The 21,168-nt window shown below is 73.2% G+C and carries 8 protein-coding genes and 1 pseudogene; 3 read left to right on the plus strand and 6 right to left on the minus strand.

The window, feature by feature from the left end; translation table 11 throughout:
• Window positions 1-2: 2 nt before the first annotated feature.
• From K8556_RS13705 to K8556_RS13720, 4 genes are all read right to left on the minus strand, one after another.
• Entirely contained in the window at window positions 3-8,060 is an 8,058-nt protein-coding gene (locus K8556_RS13705) for a non-ribosomal peptide synthetase/type I polyketide synthase (protein WP_223740501.1), read from the minus strand.
• Complete coding sequence (locus K8556_RS13710) at window positions 8,057-11,080, minus strand: type I polyketide synthase (RefSeq protein ID WP_223740502.1); 3,024 nt, start codon at window positions 11,078-11,080, stop codon at window positions 8,057-8,059. Before K8556_RS13710 ends, K8556_RS13705 begins: the two co-directional genes overlap by 4 nt.
• 2 nt (window positions 11,081-11,082) lie before the next feature.
• Window positions 11,083-16,590 carry a type I polyketide synthase gene (locus K8556_RS13715; RefSeq protein WP_223740503.1) on the minus strand — a complete coding sequence of 1,836 codons (5,508 nt, stop codon included), beginning with the start codon at window positions 16,588-16,590 and terminating at the stop codon, window positions 11,083-11,085.
• A gap of 248 nt (window positions 16,591-16,838) precedes the next feature.
• Window positions 16,839-17,411, minus strand: coding sequence for a carboxymuconolactone decarboxylase family protein (locus K8556_RS13720; RefSeq protein WP_223740504.1), 573 nt, complete (start codon window positions 17,409-17,411; stop codon window positions 16,839-16,841).
• A 277-nt stretch (window positions 17,412-17,688) separates the two neighbouring features.
• On the opposite strand from K8556_RS13720, the gene K8556_RS13725 reads away from it, so the two are divergent.
• The 3 genes from K8556_RS13725 to K8556_RS13735 all read left to right on the plus strand — a co-directional run bounded on the left by K8556_RS13725 (window position 17,689) and on the right by K8556_RS13735 (window position 19,444).
• Entirely contained in the window at window positions 17,689-18,240 is a 552-nt protein-coding gene (locus tag K8556_RS13725) for a carboxymuconolactone decarboxylase family protein (RefSeq protein WP_206795307.1), read from the plus strand.
• The gene (locus K8556_RS13730) at window positions 18,237-18,713 is read left to right on the plus strand and encodes a redoxin domain-containing protein (RefSeq protein ID WP_223740505.1); all 477 of its coding nucleotides are present in this window, start codon (window positions 18,237-18,239) and stop codon (window positions 18,711-18,713) included. Before K8556_RS13725 ends, K8556_RS13730 begins: the two co-directional genes overlap by 4 nt.
• 89 nt (window positions 18,714-18,802) lie before the next feature.
• The gene (locus tag K8556_RS13735) at window positions 18,803-19,444 is read left to right on the plus strand and encodes an RNA polymerase sigma factor (protein WP_223740506.1); all 642 of its coding nucleotides are present in this window, start codon (window positions 18,803-18,805) and stop codon (window positions 19,442-19,444) included.
• Between the two features lie 7 nt (window positions 19,445-19,451).
• On the opposite strand, the gene K8556_RS13740 is transcribed toward K8556_RS13735, so the two are convergent.
• Together K8556_RS13740 and K8556_RS13745 are read right to left on the minus strand one after the other, a co-directional pair.
• A complete protein-coding gene (locus K8556_RS13740; protein ID WP_223740507.1) occupies window positions 19,452-20,474 on the minus strand; it encodes an isopenicillin N synthase family oxygenase in 1,023 nt (340 codons plus the stop codon).
• A gap of 10 nt (window positions 20,475-20,484) precedes the next feature.
• Window positions 20,485-21,168: pseudogene (locus tag K8556_RS13745) on the minus strand (GntR family transcriptional regulator); the annotation flags it as partial.

Here is a 21,168-nt window from a genome sequence, read left to right on the forward strand (position 1 = left end):
GCTCAGGCGCGCAGGGCGGACGACAGCGAGCCCACGAGCGCGTCGAGCCCGTGGCTGAACAGCGTGTAGTGGTTGCCTTCCAGCTCCACGAGCTGGCCGCCCGAGGTGAGCCCCAGCCACGCCTCCGCGTTCTGCCGCGAGGCGCCTCCGGGCTGCGCGCCCCGGCAGAACCAGACGCGGCCGGCGTAGGGCCGGGCCTGGTACGCGGTGAGGGCGCGCATATTCGCCTTGAACACCTCCGCGTGCGCCCCCAGCGTCGCGCGGTCGAGCTCCGGAGCGATGGCCTCCTGCGCCCGCAGGTCCTCCACCACGCGCTCCAGCACCGCGTCCGCGGGCAGGTCCCGCAGCGCGCCGGCATCCACCGACACGCGGCGGGCGGACAGCGCGCCCAGGTCCTCGGCGAAGCGCGCCATCAGCGCCGCCTCGTCCATGGCGTCCCCGCCCTGCCCCGCCGGCGGGACGAGCACGTCGATGAGCGCGAGCGTGGACACGGTGTCCCCCGCCGCCTGGAGCTGGCGCGCCATCTCGTAGGCGACGACGCCGCCCATGGACCAGCCGCCCAGGTGGTACGGGCCGCGCGGCTGCACGTCGCGCAGCGCCTCCAGGTACGCCGCGGCCATGGCCTCGATGGACCGGGGCGGCGCGCCGGGCGGCACCTGGAGCCCGAAGACGGGCTGATCCGCCCCCAGCTTGCGCGCCAGCTCCGCGTAGCAGAGGACGCTGCCGCCCACCGGGTGCACCAGGAAGAGCGGCGGACGCGTGCCCGAGGGCTGGATGGGCACCAGCGCGCCCCGCCCCTCGCGCCTCGGCGCCTCCGGCCCCTCCAGGGACGCGGCGAGCAGCGCCACGGTGGGCATCTCGAAGAGGGTCGCCAGCGGCAGCTCCCGGCCCAGCTCCTGGCGCAGCCGCGCCATCAGCCGCACCGCGAGCAGCGAGTTGCCGCCCACCTCGAAGAAGTTGTCGTGGATGCCCACGGGGCCCGGCAGGAGCCCTTCCCAGAGGCCGGCCAGCGTCTTCTCCAGCTCGGTGCGCGGCGGCACCCGCACGCCGGTCTGCTTGGGCTGCTGCGTGCCCTCCAGGGCCGGCAGCGCGCCGCGGTCCACCTTCCCGTTGGCGCTGAGCGGCAGCGAGTCCAGCGTCACGAAGGTCTGCGGCACCATGTACTCCGGCAGCTTCGTGCGCAGCGCCTCGCGCAGCGCGTCCAGCGCCGGGGGCGCCTCCGCGTCCAGCACCACGTAGGCCACGAGCCGCTTGTTGCCCCGCTTCTCACCCACGGCGGACGCGACGGCGGCGCGCACACCCGGGTGCTGGAGCAGCGCGTTTTCAATCTCGCCCAGCTCGATGCGGAAGCCCTGGACCTTGACCTGGAAGTCCTCGCGGCCCAGGAACTCGATGTCGCCGGACGGCAGGAAGCGGCCCAGGTCTCCCGTGCGGTACAGCCGCTCGCCCGTCAGCGGGTGGCGGATGAAGCTGGCGCGGGTCTTCTCCTCGTCCCGCCAGTAGCCGCGCGCGACGCCCACGCCGCCGATGAAGATCTGCCCCGGCACCCAGGTGGGGCACGGCATCAGCGCGTCGTCGAGCACCAGCATCTGCTGGTTCAGCATCGCCTTGCCGTAGGGGATGCTGGGCCACGCGGGGTCCACGTCCCCGATGGGGTACACGATGGACCAGATGGCCGCCTCGGTGGCGCCGCCCATGCTGTAGACGGCGGCGTTCGGGGCCACGGCGCGGATGCGCTCCGGCAGCGACACCGGGATCCAGTCGCCGCTCATCATCACCGTCTTCAACTGGGGCCACGTCTCGCCCAGGCCCGCCAGGTGATCCGCCATCATCTCCATCAGCGCCGGGACGCTGTTCCACACCGTCACGCGGTGCTCGCGCACCAGGTGGAGCCAGCGGCCGGGCTCGCGCAGGTCGCCGGGCTGGGGGATGACGAGCGCGCCGCCCGCGGCCAGCAGGCCGAAGACGTCCCACACCGACAGGTCGAAGTTCATCGCGGACAACGCGAAGCCCCGGCTGTCCGCGTCGACGCCGTAGCGCGTGTTGACGTCCAGCAGCGTGTTGAGCGCCGCCCGGTGCTCAATCATCACGCCCTTGGGGTGCCCCGTGGAGCCGGACGTGTAGATGACGTACGCCAGGTCCTCCGGACGCTGCACGCTCGGCAGCGCGTCCGCCGGGGGCCGCTGCGCCTCCGGCCCGTCGATGGCCAGCACCGCGCCGGGGTCCACGCCCGACAGGTCCAGCGTGAGCCAGGACTGGGTGAGCACCTGCCGGGCCCCCGTGTTCTCCAGGAGGTAGCGCAGGCGCGCCGGAGGCAGGTGCGCGTCGATGGGCACGTACGCGGCGCCGGCCTTGAGGACGCCCAGCGCGGCGACGACCTGCTCCCAGCCCTTCTCCATCACCAGGGCCACGAGCGCGTTGGGCCGGGCCCCCTGCTCGCGCAGCCAGTGCGCGACGCGGTTGGAGGCGGCGTCCAGCTCCCCGTAGGTGAGCGTGCGGCGCGCGGTGATGATCGCGGGCCGGTCCGGCTGGAGCGCCGCGGCCCGCACGAACGGCTCGTGCATCAGGCCCTGCGCCACGGGCGCGGCGGTCGCGTTGGCCAGCCGGCGGACGTCCAGTTGCTCCGGAGGCACCAGCAGCCGCGTGCGCTCCGTCCAGGCCGCGGGCTCCGCCGCCAGCCGCGTCACCAGGCCCGAGTAGGCCTGGAACATGGCGTCGATCATCCCCGCCGGGAACAGCTCCTCCACCACGTCCCAGTTGAGGACGAGCCCGCCGCCGTCCTCCACCACCTGGTGGTCCAGGAACACCTGGGGCGTGCGGATGCTGCTGTGGATCTCCTCGCCGCCCGTGCCCATGGTGAGCAGGTGCTGCGCGAGGCCCGCCGGCGCGGCGTCGCCTTCGCGCGAGTGGAAGTTGATGGTGCTCGCGTAGACGATGGGCATGCGGGCGCGCCGCATGTCGCCGTCGCGCCGGTTGAGCTCACGCAGCACGCGCACGCCGCTGAACGACGCGTGGTCCAGGTCGTTCCACAGTTGCTGCTGGAGCCGCTGCGCCCGCGAGGCGATCGACTCCGCGCGCTCCACCTGCACCTCCAGCAGCGTGGTGGCGCTGAAGTTGCCGAGCACCCGGTCCACGTGCGGGTGCAGCGGCACGCGGTTGAAGAACAGCACGTTGAGCGTGAAGGCGCGGCTGCGGCCCCAGGTGGCCAGGACCTCCGAGTAGGCCGCGCACATCACCATGGAGGGCGTGACGCCCGCCTCGCGCGCCAGCTCCTTGAAGCGCGCCCACTGGGGCTTGGGCAGCCGGAACGAGCGGTGCGTGAAGCGCGGCAGCTCCAGCGTGCCCGGGTGGCGGGCCATGGGGAGCTCCGGCGCGGGCGGCAGCTTGGGGACGCGCTCGAGCCAGTACTTCTCCGCGGCGGCGTACGCGGGGCCGGACTCCAGCGCCTGCACCCCCAGGACGTAGTCGCGGAAGGTGATGTCGATGGGCCGCAGCGCCCCGGCGCCCTCGCGGTACACGGCGGACCATTCCTTGAAGAGCAGCGACGTGCTCCACGCGTCCACCACCAGGGCGTCGAAGCCCAGGTGCAGTCGCGTGCGCTCGCCGTCCAGCCGCGTGGCCCGGACGTCGAACAGCGGGAAGCGGTCCGTCTGGAAGACCTGGGTGGCCATCTCCGTGCGCAGGGCCGCGAGCGCGCGCTCGACCTGGGCCGCGTCCTGGCCCCGCAGGTCCACCGTGCGGATGACGAACGAAGGCACCGTGGACAGCACCCGCTGCTGCCCGTCCGGCGTCACCACCGCCCGCAGCATGTCGTGGCGCTGGATGATGACGTCCAGGCTGGAGCCCAGCCGCTCCAGGTCCACGCCCAGCAGGTCCACCTCCAGGAAGAAGTAGGTGGACACGCCGCCCAGCTCGAAGGAGCGCGTGCGGCCCAGCAGGTACGCCTGCTGGAGGTCCGTCATGCCGAAGGGCTGGTGGCGCCCCTCCCCGTCATGCACCAGCACCTCCACCGGGGCTGCTTCCGCGCTCGCGGTCCGCGCCGGCTCCACCGCGCCGCTCGCGGGCGGGGCCTCCAGCGAGAGCTGCCCGAGGATCTCCGAGCACAGCGCCTTGAGGCTCGCGCCCGCCAGCAGTCCGCCGAGCGACAGCGCCACGTTCAGCTCGTTGGCGACCGCGCTCTTGAGCTCCAGCGCCATCAGCGAGTCGAAGCCCGCGTGCGCCAGCGGCGCGTCCACGTCCACGTCCGAAGCGGACGCGCGGAGGATGACGGCGACCTGGGCGCGCAGCCACTCCACCAGCCGGGGCGTGCGCTCCGCCACCTGGAGGCGCGAGAGCACGTCCCGCAGGCCCGACGAAGCGGGACGGGCGGCGCTCGCCGCCGGGGTGACCTCCGCGCGCGTCACCTTCTGGAGCGCCTGGACCGTCGTGCGCTTGAGCAGCGCCCCCTCCGCGCGCAGGAAGACGCGGCCCTGCGCGTCCGCCACGTCCACGTCCGCGACGATCGTCGTGTCCCCGTCCTTCCAGGGGCGCAGCCGCACGTGGGCCCGGGTCGCGGCCGCCGGGGTGGCGGGACCGACGACGAAGCGGGCGACCTCGACGATCATGTAGATGGCGTCCTCGGGCACGTCGCCCGGCAGGCACGCGAAGACCGCCTGGAAGAGCGCGTCCACCAGGCCCGGGTGGACGCGGTAGCCCTCCGCCTCCTTCGCGTCGGGCGCGCGCATCGTCGCGAGCGCCTCGCCCTCGCGGAAGCGGACCTGCTCGATCCACCGCGCCGAGTGCCCGAGCACCAACTGGCGCTTCTCCATGCGCGCGTAGAACTCCGCGCCGTCCAGCGTCCGCTCGCAGCGCGCGAGGATGGCGTCCACGGACTCCAGGCCCTTCTCTTCACGGGCCTCCGCGAGCCGTCCCTCCACGTGCACCGCCCAGGCGCCGGAGTCCTCCGAGGCGCCCGGCGGCAGGCTGTGGAGCGCGAAGCTCCGCTCACCCTTCGCGTCCGAGGGCTCCACCACCAGGTGCGCGACGCGCGTCTCGTCGTCGTCCATGAGGAGCCCGCGACGCACGGACAGGCCGTCCACGCGGCAGGCGCCCGCGCCCGGCGTCAGCGCGTGCCAGGACTGGAGCGCGGCCTCCAGGAAGACGCCCACGTTCACCACCCGCATCCCGCCCATCCGGCAGTCCGCCAGGCACGGGTGCTGGGCCGCGTCGTACCGCACGCGGAACTGCGCCGCGGGCAGCGGCGACGGCAGCCGGTGTCCCAGCAGCGTCGTGGCGCCCGCCTCGACCTCCTGCGCGGAGGCCGGGGACCGGGCCGCGGCACCGGGCGCGGGCGCGGCGTACCAGTACCGCTTCCGGTCGAAGGTGTACGTCGGCAGGGGGACGCGGCGCGGCTCCAGGCCCGCGTGCAGGTGGTCCCACTCCAGGTCCGCGCCGCGCGTGTACAGGGCGCCCGCGCTCTCCAGCATGGAGCGCTGGGCGGACAGCCCCTTGCGCATGGAGGGCAGGAAGGCGCGGTCGCCCGCGGGCGCGTAGCGCTTCACCATGCCGATGAGGTGGGGCGCGGGGCCCACCTCCACGAACGTGTCGAAGCCGTTCTCGAACAGCCACTCCATGCTGGCCTGGAAGCGCACGGCCTCGCGGGCGTGGTCGCGCAGGTAGCGCGGCCCCAGCGTGCCGGGCTCCACGGGCCGGCCGGTCAGGTTGGAGATGAGCGGGAGGGACGGCTCCTGGAACGTGAGCCCGGACGCGGCCTGCTCCAGCGCGTCCAGCATCGGATCCAGCAGCGGCGAGTGGAACGCCTGCGAGACGTTGATGCGCTTGTGCTTGTGCCCCTGCGCCGTCAGCGCCTGGAGCACCTGCTCCACGGCGTCCGCCTGGCCGGAGATGACGATGTTGTCCGGCGCGTTCACCGCGGCCACGGACACGCGGTCCGCCATGCCCTCCAGCGCCGAGCGCACCTGGGCCTCGCTGGCGAAGACGGACGCCATCGCGCCCGCCGCCGGGAGCGCCTGCATGAGCGCGCCGCGCACGGCGAGCAGCGCCACGGCCGCCTCGGGCTCGAAGACGCCCGCGACGCAGGCCGCGACGTACTCACCCACGCTGTGGCCCAGCACCGCGGCGGGGACGACGCCCCAGCTCTTCCAGAGCATGGCGAGCGCGTACTCCACGGAGAAGAGCGCGGCCTGGGTGTAGCGGGTCTGATCCAACAGCCCCGCCGTGAAGCCCTCGCCGCGCAGCAGCGTGAGCAGCGGCACGTCCCAGTGGGACTTCAGCGCCTCCGCGCAGCGGTCCAGCGCCTGCCGGAACACCGGCTGCGAGGCGTGCAGCTCCACCGCCATGCCCGGGAACTGGCTGCCCTGGCCGGTGAAGAGGAAGGCCACCTTCGGCCCCTGCCCCACCTGCGCGCGGCCCAGGGACGCGCCCGCCGGCAGCTCACCCGCCGCGATGGCGGACAGCGCGTGCTGGAGCGACTCCAGGTCATCCACGGGCAGCGCCACGCGCTCCGCGAAGCGGGCCCGGCCGGTGTTCACGCTGAAGCACACGTCCTCCAGCAGCAGGTCGCGGTGGGAGGCCAGGTGCGACGCGTGCCGCCCCGCCAGCCGCGCCAGCACCGCGGGGCTGCGCGCGGACAGGGTGAAGAGCTGCGTGCCGGGCTCGAAGGTCCGCGCCGGGCGGACCACGGCCGGGGCCTCCTCCACCACCAGGTGGGCGTTGGTGCCGCTCGCGCCGAACGAGCTCACCCCCGCGATGCGCGGGCGCTCCGCGCGCGGCCACGCCTGCGGCCGGGTGGAGATGGCCACCGGCAGCGCCTCCAGGTCGATCTCCGGGTTCAGCTCCCGGAACTGGACCTGGGGCGGCAGCTCCTCGTTCTGGAGCGCGAGGATGACCTTCATGAGGCCCGCGGCCCCCGCCGCCGGCTCCAGGTGCCCGATGTTGGCCTTGATGGACCCGATGTGGATGCGGTCGCCCTCCGCGCGCCCCTCGCCCAGCGCCGCGCCCAGCGCGCGGACCTCTATCGGGTCGCCGAGCGGCGTCCCCGTGCCGTGCGTCTCCACGTAGCTGACGCGGTCCGGCCCCACGCGCGCGGCCTTGAGCGCGCCGCGGATGACGTCCTGCTGCGCCGCGGGGTTGGGCACCGTGAGGCCGCCGCTGCGGCCGTCCTGGTTGACGCACGAGCCGCGGATCAGCGCGTGGATGTGGTCCTTCGCCGCCACCGCGTCCGACAGGCGCTTGAGGACGAAGACGACGCAGCCCTCGCCGCGCGTGTAGCCGTTGGCGTCGCGGTCGAACGTCTTGCAGTAGCCGTCCGGCGACAGCATGCCCGCGCGAGACAGCACCACGAACCACTCGGGCGACAGCAGCACGTTGACGCCGCCCGCCAGTGCTAGCGAACACTCCCCCGCGCGCAGGCTTTGACATGCCTGGTGCAGGGCGACGGCGGAAGATGAACAGGCGGTGTCCACGGAGAGGCTGGGACCGCGCAGCCCCAGCCAGTACGACAGGCGCCCGGCCGCGAACGTGGACGCGTTGCTGGTGAGGCAGTAGGCGTCCAGTTGATCAATCGGCGTCTCCTGCATCAGCTTCTGGCAGTAGTCGTAGTTGGTGATGCCCACGAACACGCCGGCCATGCTCCCCTCGAGCTTGTCGAAGGGCTGCGCGGCGTTCTCCAGGGCCTCCCAGCTCACCTCCAGGAACAGGCGCTGCTGGGGGTCCAACGTCGCGGCCTCGCGCGGGGAGATGCCGAACACGCCCGCGTCGAACCGGTCGACCTGATCCAGGAATCCGCCCTTGAAGGGCTGGCCGTCCGGCGTCGCCCCGGCGCCGCGCTCCTGGGGGAACGCGCGGATGCCGTCGCCTCCGGAGCGCAGGAAGCGCCACAGCGAGGACGGATCGTCGTTTCCGCCCGGCAGGCGGCAGGACATGCCCACCACGGCGATGGGCTCGGAGCGCTGGGACTCGACGGCGTCGAGCTTCCCGCGGAACTCACGGATGCGCTCCAGGGCGCGCTGGAGCAGTTCGTCGCGGTTGGACGCTTCGTTGGAAACCGGCGGGGTGCTCATGACAGGTCCTTGCTGGAGAGGGAGGAGGTCTCTTCGAGTTCCCGGGCCAGGAGGTCGGCGATGCTGTCCTTGCCGCCTCCGGTCTCCAGGCTCGGGCCTCTGGGCGGTGGGGGTGCCTCGCGCCGAGGAGTGCCCGGCGCCGGAGGCGGCGTGAGGAAGGTGCCCAACTGCCGGGACAGCCGCTCCACGGTGGGGTTCTCGAAGATGACGGTGACGGCGAACTTGCGTCCCAACTGCTGCTCCAGCCGGTTGCGCAACTGGCCGGCCATCACGGAGTCCATGCCCATCTGGAAGAAGCCGCCCTTGGGGTCGAGCCGCGCGGCGTCGAACTTCAGGATGCGCGCCACCTCCGCGTGCACCAGGCTCCGCAGCTTCGTGGCGCGCTCGCGCTCCGGCAGCTCCGCCCAGCCGGTCGGTTGCGGCGAAGCAGGGGCGCGCACCTCCGCGGGGCGCCGGGCGGGTTCGGGGGGCGTGTCACGCACCACCTCGCGGGCCAGCTCCATGCGGGTGGGGCGCACCGACGTGAGCATCGTGACGGGCCGCTCCTTGAACCAGAAGGACTCGCGCTCGAAGGGATAGGTGGGCAGGCGGAGGAAGTGACCGTGGGGCGCGAGCAGCCGCTCCAGGCGCAGGCCCAGCCCCGCCGCGTGGAGCGCCGCCGCGGACGTCAGCAGGGCCGCCAGCGCGTCCTCGCTTCCACGGAGGCAGGACACCGCCAGCACGTCGGTCAGCCCCTGGCGCGCGGCGGCCTGTGCCACCGGCGCGGTGAGCACCGGCTCCGCCCCCAGCTCCACGAAGAGCACGTGGCCCGCGCGCAGCGACTCCTCGATGCCCGGGACGACGCCCGGCGCGTTCCGGCGCAGGCACCGCGTCCAGGCGCCGGCGCCCAGGGACTCGCCGTCCAGCACCGTCCCGTCCGCCGAGTACAGGGGCACCGCCGTGGGCCGGGGCGCCAGTCCCGCCAGCGCCGCGCTCAGCGCTCCGGCCGCAGACTCTCCCTTCGCCAGCAGGGCACCGCACTCGCGGGCGACGCGCGCGGCGTCCTCCAGCGACAGCGCTCCCGCGACGTGCGCGGCGGCGATCTCCCCCACGCCCTGCCCGAGCACCGCGCCCGGCTCCACGCCCCACGAGCGCCACAGCTCGGCGAGCGCCACCTGCACGGCGAAGTGCTCCCCCACCCCGTCCGCGCCCGGCTGCACCTGGAGCGCGCCGCGACACCGCTCCAGGGCCTGGGCGAACACCGGACAGTCGCGGCCCAGCGCCGCGAGCCGGGCCCCCGACAGCCTGGGCTCCGCGGGGAAGAGGAACACCGGGCGTCCCGGCCTTCCGGCGGTGCCCGTCCATGCGCCCGGGGGCCGGACGTCCTGCTGGAGCGCGCGCAGTTGCTGGAGCGCCTCCTCGCGGGTGCGGACGACGAGCCCCACCCGGTGGTCGTGGTGCGTCCTGCGCAGCGCGGCCGTGGCGCAGACGTCCTCCAGCGTCTCATGCTGGCCGGCGCCGCTCGTCAGGTGGTCCGCCAGCCGCCGGGCCACGTTCGCCAACGCCGTGCGGCTGCGGGCGGAGAGCACCAGCAGGTGGGCGCGCTCCGCGCCGGGGACGGAGGGGCGCGCGGAGGACTCGGGCCGCGCGGACTCCAGCGTGCCCAGCACGACGTGCGCGTTGGTGCCGCCCGCGCCGAACGAGCTGACCGCGCCGTACCGCCGCTCCGCCGGGTCCGTCCACGGCGTCGACTCCGTGGGCACGTAGAGGCGCGAGCCCTCCAGCGAGATGTGCGGGTTGAGCGCCTGGAAGTGCAGGTTCGCCGGGATGAGGCCGTGCTTGAGCGACAGCGCCACCTTGAGGATGCCGACGATGCCGGCGCCCGCCTCCAGGTGACCGATGTTCGTCTTGATGGAGCCGAGCGCGCAGGGCCGTCGCTCGCCCTCCGCGGCGCCGTAGATTTCGGAGAGGGCCTCCACCTCGATGGGGTCGCCCAGCGAGGTGCCCGTCCCGTGCGCCTCGATGAGCCCCACCTCCGCGCCGGTGAGCCGCGCGCGCTCCAGCGCCTTGCGGATGACGGCGCGCTGGGCCCCGCCGTTGGGGGCCGTGAGGCCGTTGCTGAGCCCGTCCTGGTTGACGGCCGAGCCGTGGATGACGGCCCACACCGGGTCTCCGGCCGCGAGCGCGTCCGACAGGCGCTTGAGCACCACGACGCCGCAGCCCTCGCCGCGCACGTAGCCATCCGCGCGCGCGTCGAACGTCTTGCAGCGCCCGTCCGGCGCCAGCGGCAGGCCCTTGGAGTGCGCCATCGACACCACGGGCGACAAGAGCAGGTTGAGCCCGCCCGCGATGGCGGCGGAGCTCTCCCCGTTGCGCAGGCTCTGGCAGGCCTGGTGGACCGCGACGAGCGACGAGGAGCAGGCCGTGTCGAAGGCCATGCTCGGCCCGCGCAGGTCCAGCAGGTACGAGAGCCGGTTGGGGATGATGCAGTTGGTGCCGCCCACCAGCGAGTACGTGCCCAGCACCTGCGGCTCCGCGAGCTGGAGCTGGAGGTAGTCGTTCCCGTTGGCGCCCACGAAGACGCCGGTGTCCGAGCCCGCGAGCGCCTTCGCGCTCAGGCCCGCGTCCTCCAGCGCGTGCCACGCCACCTCCAGGAAGAGGCGCTGCTGCGGATCCATCTGCTCTGCCTCACGCGGAGAGATGCCGAAGAAGTACGGGTCGAAGCGGTCGGGCGCGTCGAGGAACGCGCCGTAGCGCATGTGCATCCGCCCCGGCGTGGCCACGTCCGCGTCGTAGTAGCGCGACAGGTCCCAGCGGTCCGCGGGCACCTCGCTGACGGCGTCCACCTTGCCGCGGAGCATCTTCCAGAGGGACTCCGGGGTCTCCCCGCCCCCCGGGATGCGGCACCCCAGGCCGATGATGGCGATGGGCTCCCGGCCCCGGGACTCCAGCGCCTCGAACCGGGCCCGGAGGTCCTTCAGCGCGTCGAGGCTGCGCTTGAGCAGCGTGGGATCATTCGCGGTGGGCAGTGGGGCCGTCATGGTCAGGACTCCTTGATGAGCTGGTGCACCTGGGCGAGTTCGGCCTCCAGCAGCCGCTCGAGCTCCAGGTCGGAAGGCAGGGCCGCGTCAGCGGGCACGGGCACGGGCACGGGCGCTGGCGCGACTGCGCGCGCCGGGGCGGACCGGGCCGCTGGCGCGGACGAGGCCTGGCTCAGGACGAAGGCCGTCAGCGCCTCCACCGTGGGGTGGTTCCAGAGCGCGGTGGCGGAGAGCCGGATGCCGGTGCGCGCCTCGATGCGGTTGCGCAGCTCCAGCGACATGACGGAGTCCATGCCCAGCGTGCGCAGCGGCTGATCCACGGGGACCCGCGCCGGGGCCAGCTTGAGCACCGTGGCCACCACCTGCCGCAGCTCGTCCTCGGCGCGCGCCCGCCGCCGAGACGGCTCCAGCGCGCCCAGCTCGTCGAGCAGCGTCCGGGACGCGGCGGCGACCGGGCGGGACTCGTCACTCCGGGCGGCGGCGGGCCGCGCCACGTCGAGCGCGCGGACCTTCAGCCCGTCGACGTGGAACAGGGGCTCGCCCGCGTCGGTGAACGCCACCACGTCCACGAGGAACACCGGGCCCTCATCGCCCGAGCGGCGCCGCGCGTGGACGTGGAAGGGCCCCTCCGGGAGGCGGTGGAGCGAGAACCCGTCCACCCCGACGCTGATGAGCTGCCGGCCCCGGAACACGAGGCTGGGCGGCAGCGTGGCGATGGAGAGCTGGAGCGCGGAGTCGATGCAGGCCACCTGGGCCAGCTCCGGGTCCACGGAGGCCGGGGGCGGCAGGACGCGCCCCAGCGCCTGCGCCTCGCGGGACCAGACGCAGTCCACGCCACGGAAGGCGGCGCGGTACTCCAGCCCGCAGCCCGCCAGCAGCTCGTAGTACCGCACCGAGTCCAGCAGCATCGCCGCGGAGCCGCGCAGCGAGTCCCGGAGCGCCAGCGCCTCCTGCGCCCGCTCGCGTCCCACCGCCGGCGCCGGCCCCGTGTCCACCAGCGCCCGCGCGTGGGGCACCCACGTGCGGCCCTCGCCCTGGGAGAACACCTGGAGCTCGCGCTGCGAGTCGCGCACGGAGAGCACGGTCTGCACGCGCGGCGCGGACTCGGAGCCCTGGCCCAGGACCAGCGGCTGCGGGAAGGCGATGTCCCGCAGCGCCACGGGCGCGGTCCCCAGCGCCTCCTTCGCGGCACGCAGCGCCATGGACAGGAAGACGGCGCCGGGGACCACGGCATCACCGGCGACGCGGTGGTCGGCGAGGAAGCCGGACACGTCCGCGCCCCACTCCGCCTGCCAGTGGTTCAGCCGAGGCTCCACGGCGGACGGGAAGTGGCTACCCAAAAGCCCCTCGCCGCTCGGACGGCTGGCGGAGACGGGGGCGCGGACCGCAGGCGCGGGCTCCAGCCAGAAGCGCTCGCGCTGCCAGGGGTAGGAGGGCAGCGGCACCCCGGGGCGCCCCGCGCGGGTGATGGCGCTCCAGGCAGGCTCCAGGCCTCGCGTGTAGAGCGCCGCCAGGGAGCGCAGCAGCGTCTCGCGCTCGGACTCGTTGCGCCGGAGCGACGGCAGCACCTCGCCCGGCTGGTCCACGTCGGCCAGCTCCTGCTCCACGGCGGGCAGCAGGATGGGATGCGGGCTCATCTCGATGAAGACGTCGTGCCCCGCCGCGCGCGCGCGGCGGACCGCCGAGGCGAAGAGGACGGGGTCGCGCAGGTTGCGCACCCAGTAGCCCGCGTCGAAGTCGCGGCCGTCCGTCACGGCGTCCAGGACCGTGGAGTGGATGGGCACCGCGGACGGCGAGGGCCGCACGTCCGCCAGCACCTCCAGCAGCTCGCCCTTCAGCGCGTCCATCTGCGGGCTGTGGGAGGCGACATCCACCTTGACCCAGCGCCAGAACACGCCGCGGGCCTGGAGCGCCTGGGAGATGACCTCCAGCGCCTGCGGCTGGCCCGACAGCACGGTGGAGCGGGAGCTGTTGCTCACGGCCACGGCGACCTGCGCCTCGTGGCCGCGCAGGACCTCCCGGGCCTCGTCCAGCGTGAGCTCCGCGGCGAGCATGGCGCCCTGCCCGCTCACCCGGCGCAGCAGTTGGCTGCGGCGGCAGATGATCCGCGCCGCGTCCGCCAGGTCCAGCGCGCCCGCGACATACGCCGCCGCGACCTCGCCCATGCTGTGGCCGATGACCGCCTTCGGCCGCACGCCCCAGGAGCGCCAGAGCGCGGCCAGCGCCGCCTCCACGGCGAAGAGCACCGGCTGCACCACGTCCACCCGGGCCATCCGGGACGCGGACTCGGACGCCTCCAGCTCCTCCAGCACGGACCAGCCGGTGAGCGCGTGGATGGCGGCGTCGCACCGCACCAGCTCCGCGCGGAAGGCCGGCTCGTCGCGCAGGAGCTGCCGCGCCATCCCGTGCCACTGCGAGCCCTGCCCCGGGAAGACGAACACCACCGAGGGCGCCTGCGCGAGCGCCGGGGTCACCAGCCGCTCATGGGGTTCCCCCCGGGCGTACGCGTCCAGCGCCTGGGCCAGGTCCTCCCCGCCGCGCGCGACCACCGCCAGCCGCTCCGCGTGGTGCGTCCGGCGCAGCGCGGCCGTGGCGGCGACATCCTCCGCCTGCGTCCAGGGCGCCTGGCGAAGCGCCCCGGCCACGCGCGCCGCCAGCTCCCGGAGCGCCTGCGGGGTGTGGGCGGACAGCGGCACCAGCGCGTCGCGGGTGGCGGAGGGGGCCGCCCCCGCGCATCCCAGACGGAACAGCGTGGCGCGCGCTTCGTACAGGGCCAGCCGCTCGTCCTCGTCCCGCGTGGTGGACGGCAGGACGACAGGCGGCGGCTGCCGGGTCTCGGCGGCCTGCTGCAGGGCGCCCACCAGCACCGGGTGCGGGCTGAGCTCCACCAGCGCGACCACGCCGTCGGCCACCAGCGACTCGAGCACCGGGGCCAGCCACACCGGCGTGCGCAGGTTCTGGCCGAAGTAGCGCCCGTCCACCTCCGGCCCCTCCATCCGCCGCCGCAGCGCGGTGGAGATCATCGGCAGGCGCGCGGGCTTCGGACGGAGCCCGGCGAGCACCGCCTCCAGCTCCGGGAGGATGTCGTCGATCTGCGGGCTGTGCGCGGCGACGTTCACGCGGATCCGCGCGCACAGCTCCTTGCGGCGCTTCAGCTCCGCGAGCAGCGCGTCGAGCGCGGCCGGGTCTCCCGACAGCACGGTGGACCGGGGGCCGTTGTGTCCGGCCAGCACCACCGCCCCGCCCGTGGCCTCCAGGAGCCCGCTCAGCGCGTCCGGCGGCAGGTTGACCACGGCCATGCCGCCCTTGTCCGCCAGCAGCTTCTGCAGGCGGCTGTAGTGGTGGATGACGAGCGCCGCCTCCTCCAGGTCCAGGATGCCCGCGATGTGCGCGGCGGCGATCTCCCCCAGGCTGTGCCCCACGACGACGTCCGGGGTGATGCCCCAGGCGCGCCACTGCTCCGCCAGGGCCACCTGGAACGCGAAGAGCAGCGGCTGTACCACGTCCACGTCGTCGTAGCGGGCGACGCCCTCCGCCTTGAACAGCTCCTCCCGGAGCGACTGGCCGGAGTGGACCGCCAGGGCCGCGTCCACGCGCTCGAAGGCCGCGCGGAAGGCGCCCTCCGTGAGCAGCATGCGCCGGCCCATGCCCACCCACTGGCCGCCCTGCGGGGCGCAGACGAAGGCCACCTTCGGAGGCCGGCCGGACGCCGTCCCCAGCGTCACCGTCCCCGCCACGCCGTCCAGGAACGCGCGCAGGCGCGACTCCAGCTCGCCCGGGGTGCGCACGCACACGGTGAGCCGGTCCGGGCCGGAGGCCTCCAGCGCCAGCGTGGCCTGGAGCGCGTCGAGCGGCACCCCGGTCCCCAGTGCCTCCAGCGCGCGGCGGGCCTCGGCCTTCAGGCCCTCCGCGCCGGACGCCGCCAGCCCCACCCAGGCGAGCCGCGACGGCGGGGCCTCCTGGATGACGACGTGGGCGTTGGTGCCGCCCCAGCCGAACGCGCTGACGCCCGCCACGGCCGGCCCGTCCTGCACGGGCCACGCGCGCGTCTCCCGCGAGACCTCCAGCCGCAGCGCCTCGAAGGGGATGAGCGGGTTGGGCCGCGTGAAGTGGAGGCTGGGCACCACCGTGCGCCGCTCGACGCACAGGCAGGCCTTGAGGAAGCCGGCGATGCCCGCGGCCCCCTCCAGGTGACCGATGTTGGTCTTCACCGAGCCGATGAGCAGCGGCGGACCCTCCCCGCGCGCCTTCGCGAACACGGCCCCGAGCGCGCCCGCCTCGATGGGGTCGCCCAGCGCCGTCCCCGTGCCGTGCGTCTCCACGTAGCCCACCGCGCCGGGCGCCACGCCCGAGCGCGCGTGGACCTGCCGCACGAGCTTCTCCTGGGCCTCCGGGTTGGGCGCCGTGAGGCCGTTGCTCGGCCCGTCGTTGTTGCTGCCCGTCGCACGGATGACACAGCGGACGGTGTCGCCCGCGGCGAGCGCGGCGGAGAGCGGCTTGAGGACCACCACGCCCCCGCCCTCCCCGCGTCCGAAGCCGTCCGCGCTCGCGTCGAACGCCTTGCACACGCCGTCCGGCGACAGGCCGCCGAAGCGCGACAGCGCCACCATGGTGTGCGGCGAGGCCATCACGCTGACGCCGCCGACGATGGCGGTGGTGCTCTCCCCGGACCACAGGCTCTGGCAGGCCAGGTGCACCGCCACCAGCGACGACGAGCACGCCGTGTCGATGACGAGGCTGGGCCCCTGGAGGCCCAGCACGTACGACAGCCGGTTGGCGACCATGTTGAGCGCCTGCCCGGTGGCCGTGTGCGGCGTGATGCGCTCCGGCTGCGCGCCGCCCAGCTCCGCGTAGTCCCGCCAGATGGCGCCGACGAACACGCCCGTCGCCGTCGCGTGCAGCTCCCTCGGGACGATGCCCGCGTCCTCGAGCGCCTCCCACGCGAGCTCCAGGAACAGGCGCTGCTGCGGATCCATCTCCGCCGCCTCGCGAGGGGAGATGCCGAAGAACAGCGGATCGAACCCCGCGATGTCCGGCAGGAACCCGGCGCGGCGCGGCACCGGCGCGCTGCCTCCGCCGCGATCCGCCTGCTGCAGCCGTCCGTCCGTCCAGCGCCCGGCGGGGACCTCCGACACCGCGTCGCGGCCGGTGCGGAGCAGCTCCCAGAACGCGGTCAGGTCCGGCGCGCCCGGAAGGCGGCAGGCCATGCCCACCACCGCGATCGGCTCGTCGCGGGCCACGGAAGGCCCGGAGGCCTCCACGGGAGCCGCGGCGTCCGTGTCACCCGTGGCCAGGTGCCGCAGCAGCGCGTCCACGCTGGCGTGGCGCCAGAAGACCGTGGGGGACACGTCGCGTCCCGCCAGCTCCGATAACGCCCGTCCGAGCGCCACCGCGCCCAGCGAGTCCAGCCCGTAGTGGCTGAAGGGCCGTCGCGCGTCCACCTGCTCGGGCGACAGGCCGTTGCGGCGCGCCAATGCCTCCAGCAGGTGGGACCTGATCGCGGACAGCACGGACGCTTCCGTCACAGGAGCAGAGATCGTCGGCGCACCCAAGGCAGTTCCCCCTGTCAGCCCTTCCCCAAGGGCCCGGTTTCCACGTCAGCGCAGGGCAGACCCCCGCCCGCGCCTGATGCAACTCAAGACACGACAAGACCGTCACCGCGAACGCGGACTCGCGCGCCAGCACGCAAGGGCCTGGGCGCGAAACATCGGATGTATGGGAGGAAGCCCTGGGACTTGAGGCCCCAGGGCCCCGGGCACTACGCCTGGCGCGCCGCTCCGGACGGGCGGGTCCACTCGAATTCCTTGAGCGCCGGCTCCAGCTCCACGCCGCCCAGGTGGTTCGCGTAGTTCACCAGCACCTGCTGGGAGAGGGCCAGGATGACGTCGAGCGCGTTGGCGCTCGTGAAGCCCTGGGCCGTGAACCGGCTCCAGAGGTCGTCTCCCACGTACCCCTTCTCACGGACCACCGTCCGGGTGAACTCCGCGAGCACCTCCAGCCGAGGGTCCGGCAGCGTCGTCCCCGACCGGAGCGCGGCCACGAGCGCATCCGGGACCTTGAGCTTGCGACACAAGAAGCTGTGGAAGGCCATGCAGTACGCACAGTCGTTCTCCCAGCCGATGGTCATGATGACCACCTCGCGCTCCACGGCGCCCAGGGAGGACTGGGCCAGCAGCGGCCCCATCTGCGCGAAGGCCTGCGTGACGCCCGGCGACTCAGCGATGAGCCCCAGCAGGTTCGAACGGAAACCGGCGGACTTCTCCACCGCGGCCAGCACCGGACGGGACTGCTCCGGAGCGCTCTCAATCGTATGAATCGTCAGTCGCCCCAAGACTCATTCTCCCCAAAACTTGGAATGCTGGATTCATTTGACAATGCCACCGCAAGACAGGCGTTTCAACAAATAATCACATGCATCCAAATTTTCTCTTGCGCATTTCGCGCCGGATTTATGGGGGATTTTCGTATGATTATTGCCTTTGAAATCACCAACGATTTCAGCGGCTTATGAATATTTCGGAAGAATCGACAGGTTCGGCGTAACACCGGCCTGGGGTCGCGACCTTAATCACTGGCAAGCCGCAATCATGCGGCCTCAGGAGTTCTCAATGTCCCGTCTGAACCTTGTCGACCTTTCGCACGCCACGCTCAAACCCATCAAGGAGAAGCTGGGCGCCAACCTGCCTCCGCCGGTCCGGGTGCTGGCCAATTCGCCCGCGGCCATGAGCGCCTTCTTCGCGCTGCACGGAACGCTGGGCCAGGGGCAGTTGACGCCGCGCGTCCGTGAGCAGATCGCGCTCGCGGTGGGCAACGCGCAGGGCTGCCGCTACTGCGTCTCGCACCACACCCAGTTGGGCCGCAAGACGGGCCTCTCCGATCAGGAGCTGGATCTGGCGCGCTCCGGCAAGGCGCCGGACGCCAAGGTGGAGGCGGCGCTTCAGTTCTCCCGGCAGATCGCGGCGCGTCGCGGCGCGGTGACGGACGCGGAGCTGGCGGCGGTGCGCGCCGCGGGCTGGACCGACGGTGATGTGGTGGAGATCCTGGCGCAGGTCGTCGCCACCACCTTCGGCAACTACCTCAACCACCTGGCCCAGACGGAGATCGACATCCCGCCCGTGGACCTGGTCCCCGCGGCGGTCATCGACGGAATCCACGCGTGACAGCGACCTTCGAGCCCGGGGCCCACTTTCCCGACCTGGAGTTGCGGGACGGGACGGGCAAGCCCACGCGGCTGGGCGAGGCCATGGGCGGCGAGGCGGCGGTGGTGTTCTTCCTCCGCAACGCCGCCTGTCCGGTGTGCCGCAACCACTTGAAGACGCTGGCGAAGCGCCAGGGTGACATCGCGGCGAACCGGGCGAAGGTGATCTCGGTCATCCCGGATGGGCCCGAGGAGGCGCGAGAGCTGGCCACGTGGTTGGGGCTGCCGGTCCCGGTGCTGACCAGCGGGACGGGCACGCACGCGGAAGCGGGCCTGGAGCCGATCCTCTGGGGCAAGCTGCAGCCCAGCGGCACCGTGCTGCTGGCTCCCTCCCGGCAGGTCGTCTACGGGAGGCAGTCCGCCCTCCCGCCGCTGGGCTTCAACGAGAAGGAGCTGATGGCCGCGCTCGCGCGTGGAGCGCATCGCCCGGATTAGACGAGGGCGCACGTCTTCATGCGTCATCCGGGTCTTCCGGCCTTCCCCTTTCGGCGGCTTCCGCCGAAGGGGGTTAGGATGGCGGAGCCATGCCTGATGACAGTCCCCCGGATGCCGCCGCCGAGCGCGCCCAGTTCCTCTCGTGGATCACCCTGCTCGTCCATCAGCACCGAGCGCGCCTGGTGACGAGCGCGAGGCGCCGGGGTCTGCCTCCCGAGGACGCGCTCGACTGCGTCCAGGACGCGTTCGTCACCTTCCTGCGGATGCCGGAGGCCACGACCCTGCCGGCCCGCTCCACCGAGGTCGGGCGCCTGCTGTCGACGCTGGTGGCCCACGCCGCGCTGAACCAGCGGCGCAAGCTGGCGCGCCGGGCGCTGCCGACCGAGTTCGAGCTGTCCGAGGTGGCCTCGGACCTGCCCTCGGCGGACACGCTGGTGGCGGAGGCGGAGGCGCGGGTGAGCCTGGTGCGCTGTGTCCAGCAGCTTTCGCAGATGCAGCAGGCGGTCATCCGCCTCCGGCTCCTGGACGAGCGTCCAGGCGAAGAGGTCTCCACGCTGCTGGAGATCTCTCCGGAGAACGCCCGCATCCTGCTGTTCCGCGCGCGCCAGCGCCTGCGGGAGTGCCTGGTGCTGGCGATGAAGGACCCGGGGCCGCCCGACATGGCCGCCGCGGAGACCGCGCCGCGCTCCCTGCAGGACACCGCCGGGGACCCGCGCCTCCGGCACTCCTGAGCGGGCGCTACAGCACCTCCGCGCGCAGGTCGGGGAACACCTTCCCCACCTTGCCGAGCAGGTAGTCCCCATACGTGCCCTGGAAGGTGTGCACGCTCTGGCGGTCCCACCGCTCCGCCTGGTCATCCGCGCCCGCGTCCCTGATCGCGGGTGAGTCGATGGCGGAAATCTCCGCCGTCCAGTCGGGGTCGAAGAAGAACGGCAGCGACAGCCGGTCGCGGCCGGCGCGGTTGAGCACCCGGTGCGGCGTGGAGCGGTACACGCCGCGCGTCATCCGGTCGAGCATGTCGCCGATGTTGCACACGAACGCGTTCTCCACCGGAGGCGCGTCCACCCAGCGCGTGTGACCATCCTGGCGGGTCTTCACCTGAAGCCCGCCCGCGTCGTCCTGCTTGAGGATGGTGAGCACGCCGTAGTCGGTGTGCTCGCCCACGCCCCACACGGGCAGGCCCTGTGCGTCCACCTCCGGGCCCGGCGGGTAGTTGAAGATGCGGAACAGCACCGTTGGCTCCGCCATGTACCGGGTGGCGAAGAAGTCCGCCTCCAGGTCCAGGCTGAGCGCGATGCCGGACATCAGCGAGTGTCCCAGCGACGTCAGCGCCGCCATGTACGCCAGCACCGCGCGGCCCAGTCCCACCGGCTCAAGGGGGAACAGGTTCGGTCCGTGCAGCGGAGTGCCAGCGCGCACACGAGGATCATCCGGCGGCAGCTCCGTGCCGAAGTACAGCCCCTCCTTGCGGTCCGGCCGGCCCGAGGTCAGTTCCCCGCCCACAGGGAAGAAGCCCCGCCACGCCCTGCCCCCGAGCGCCATGCGAACGCGCTGCTTCTCCTCCTCCGGCCGAGCGAAGAAGTCCCGAGCCAGCGACTCCAACCGGGTCTGGAGTCCCAAGTCCACGCCGTGGCCCACGACGTAGAAGAAGCCGGTGTTCCTACAGGCCGCGCCCATGCGAGCGGCGACCTGCCTTCGGGCATGGGAGCTCGAAGTGGGGTCGACGAGAGCCCGGACGTCGATGAGGGGCACGGTATCCATGGCGCGAACTCTAGCCAGAAGAGCGTTGCCCCATCCTGCACGGAAGCATGGCCCCGGCGAATGCGTCCGAGCTCAAGCGAAGCAGGCGCACCCACCACCGCCCCAGGCGGCCCAGGGTCCCGCGAAGCAGACCACCCGCCTCCCACTCCGCGCCGAGCGAGTGTCTGAAAGAGCCGGAGGGCGGAACCGCGGGATGGATGCACTCCTCACCGGACGAAGCGCCCGCATCGGCGCAACCGTCAGACACGCTGACCGAAGCATCATCCCTCATGTCCCCGCCCACGCCATTGTGTCCACCGACCACATCCCGTGCGACGGAAGAAGTCAGCAGCGTCCCATTGCCGGAGCCCAGGTCGGCGGCCTCGTCACGGGGACAGGGCGCAACGCCGAGCACCACCGTTTCCGCGACGGCTGGCTCCATGGGGCCGCGGCTCCGCTCCTCCGCCCAAGCCCCTGCCTCCAGTGAATCGTCCAGGAGGGAGGCCGGCACGGTAGCGCTGAGAGGGCCTCCCTGTGCGGATGGAGTCTCGGAGGAGTCCTGCTCCTGGGGCGCGGGGACGGTGGGGGCGAAGGCATTCAGCACCAGCTCATCGCAAGCCTTCATCAGCACCGGCAACTCGTGCTGAAGCGCCCGCACGTCGCGCTCGTGCAGGATTGCCATCGCGCGGGAGGCCCACGCGCGCAGCGCGGCTCC

The sequence above is a fragment of the Corallococcus sp. AS-1-12 genome (genome assembly GCF_020036995.1).
GTDB lineage: Bacteria > Myxococcota > Myxococcia > Myxococcales > Myxococcaceae > Corallococcus.

Bases quoted from the DNA above. Each gene is read 5' to 3' on its own strand.
- K8556_RS13705 (WP_223740501.1), bottom strand. From the start codon at position 8,060: ATGAGCACCCCGCCGGTTTCCAACGAAGCGTCCAACCGCGACGAACTG.
- K8556_RS13735 (WP_223740506.1), top strand. From the start codon at position 18,803: ATGCCTGATGACAGTCCCCCGGATGCCGCCGCCGAGCGCGCCCAGTTC.
- K8556_RS13710 (WP_223740502.1), bottom strand. From the start codon at position 11,080: ATGACGGCCCCACTGCCCACCGCGAATGATCCCACGCTGCTCAAGCGC.
- K8556_RS13725 (WP_206795307.1), top strand. From the start codon at position 17,689: ATGTCCCGTCTGAACCTTGTCGACCTTTCGCACGCCACGCTCAAACCC.
- K8556_RS13740 (WP_223740507.1), bottom strand. From the start codon at position 20,474: ATGGATACCGTGCCCCTCATCGACGTCCGGGCTCTCGTCGACCCCACT.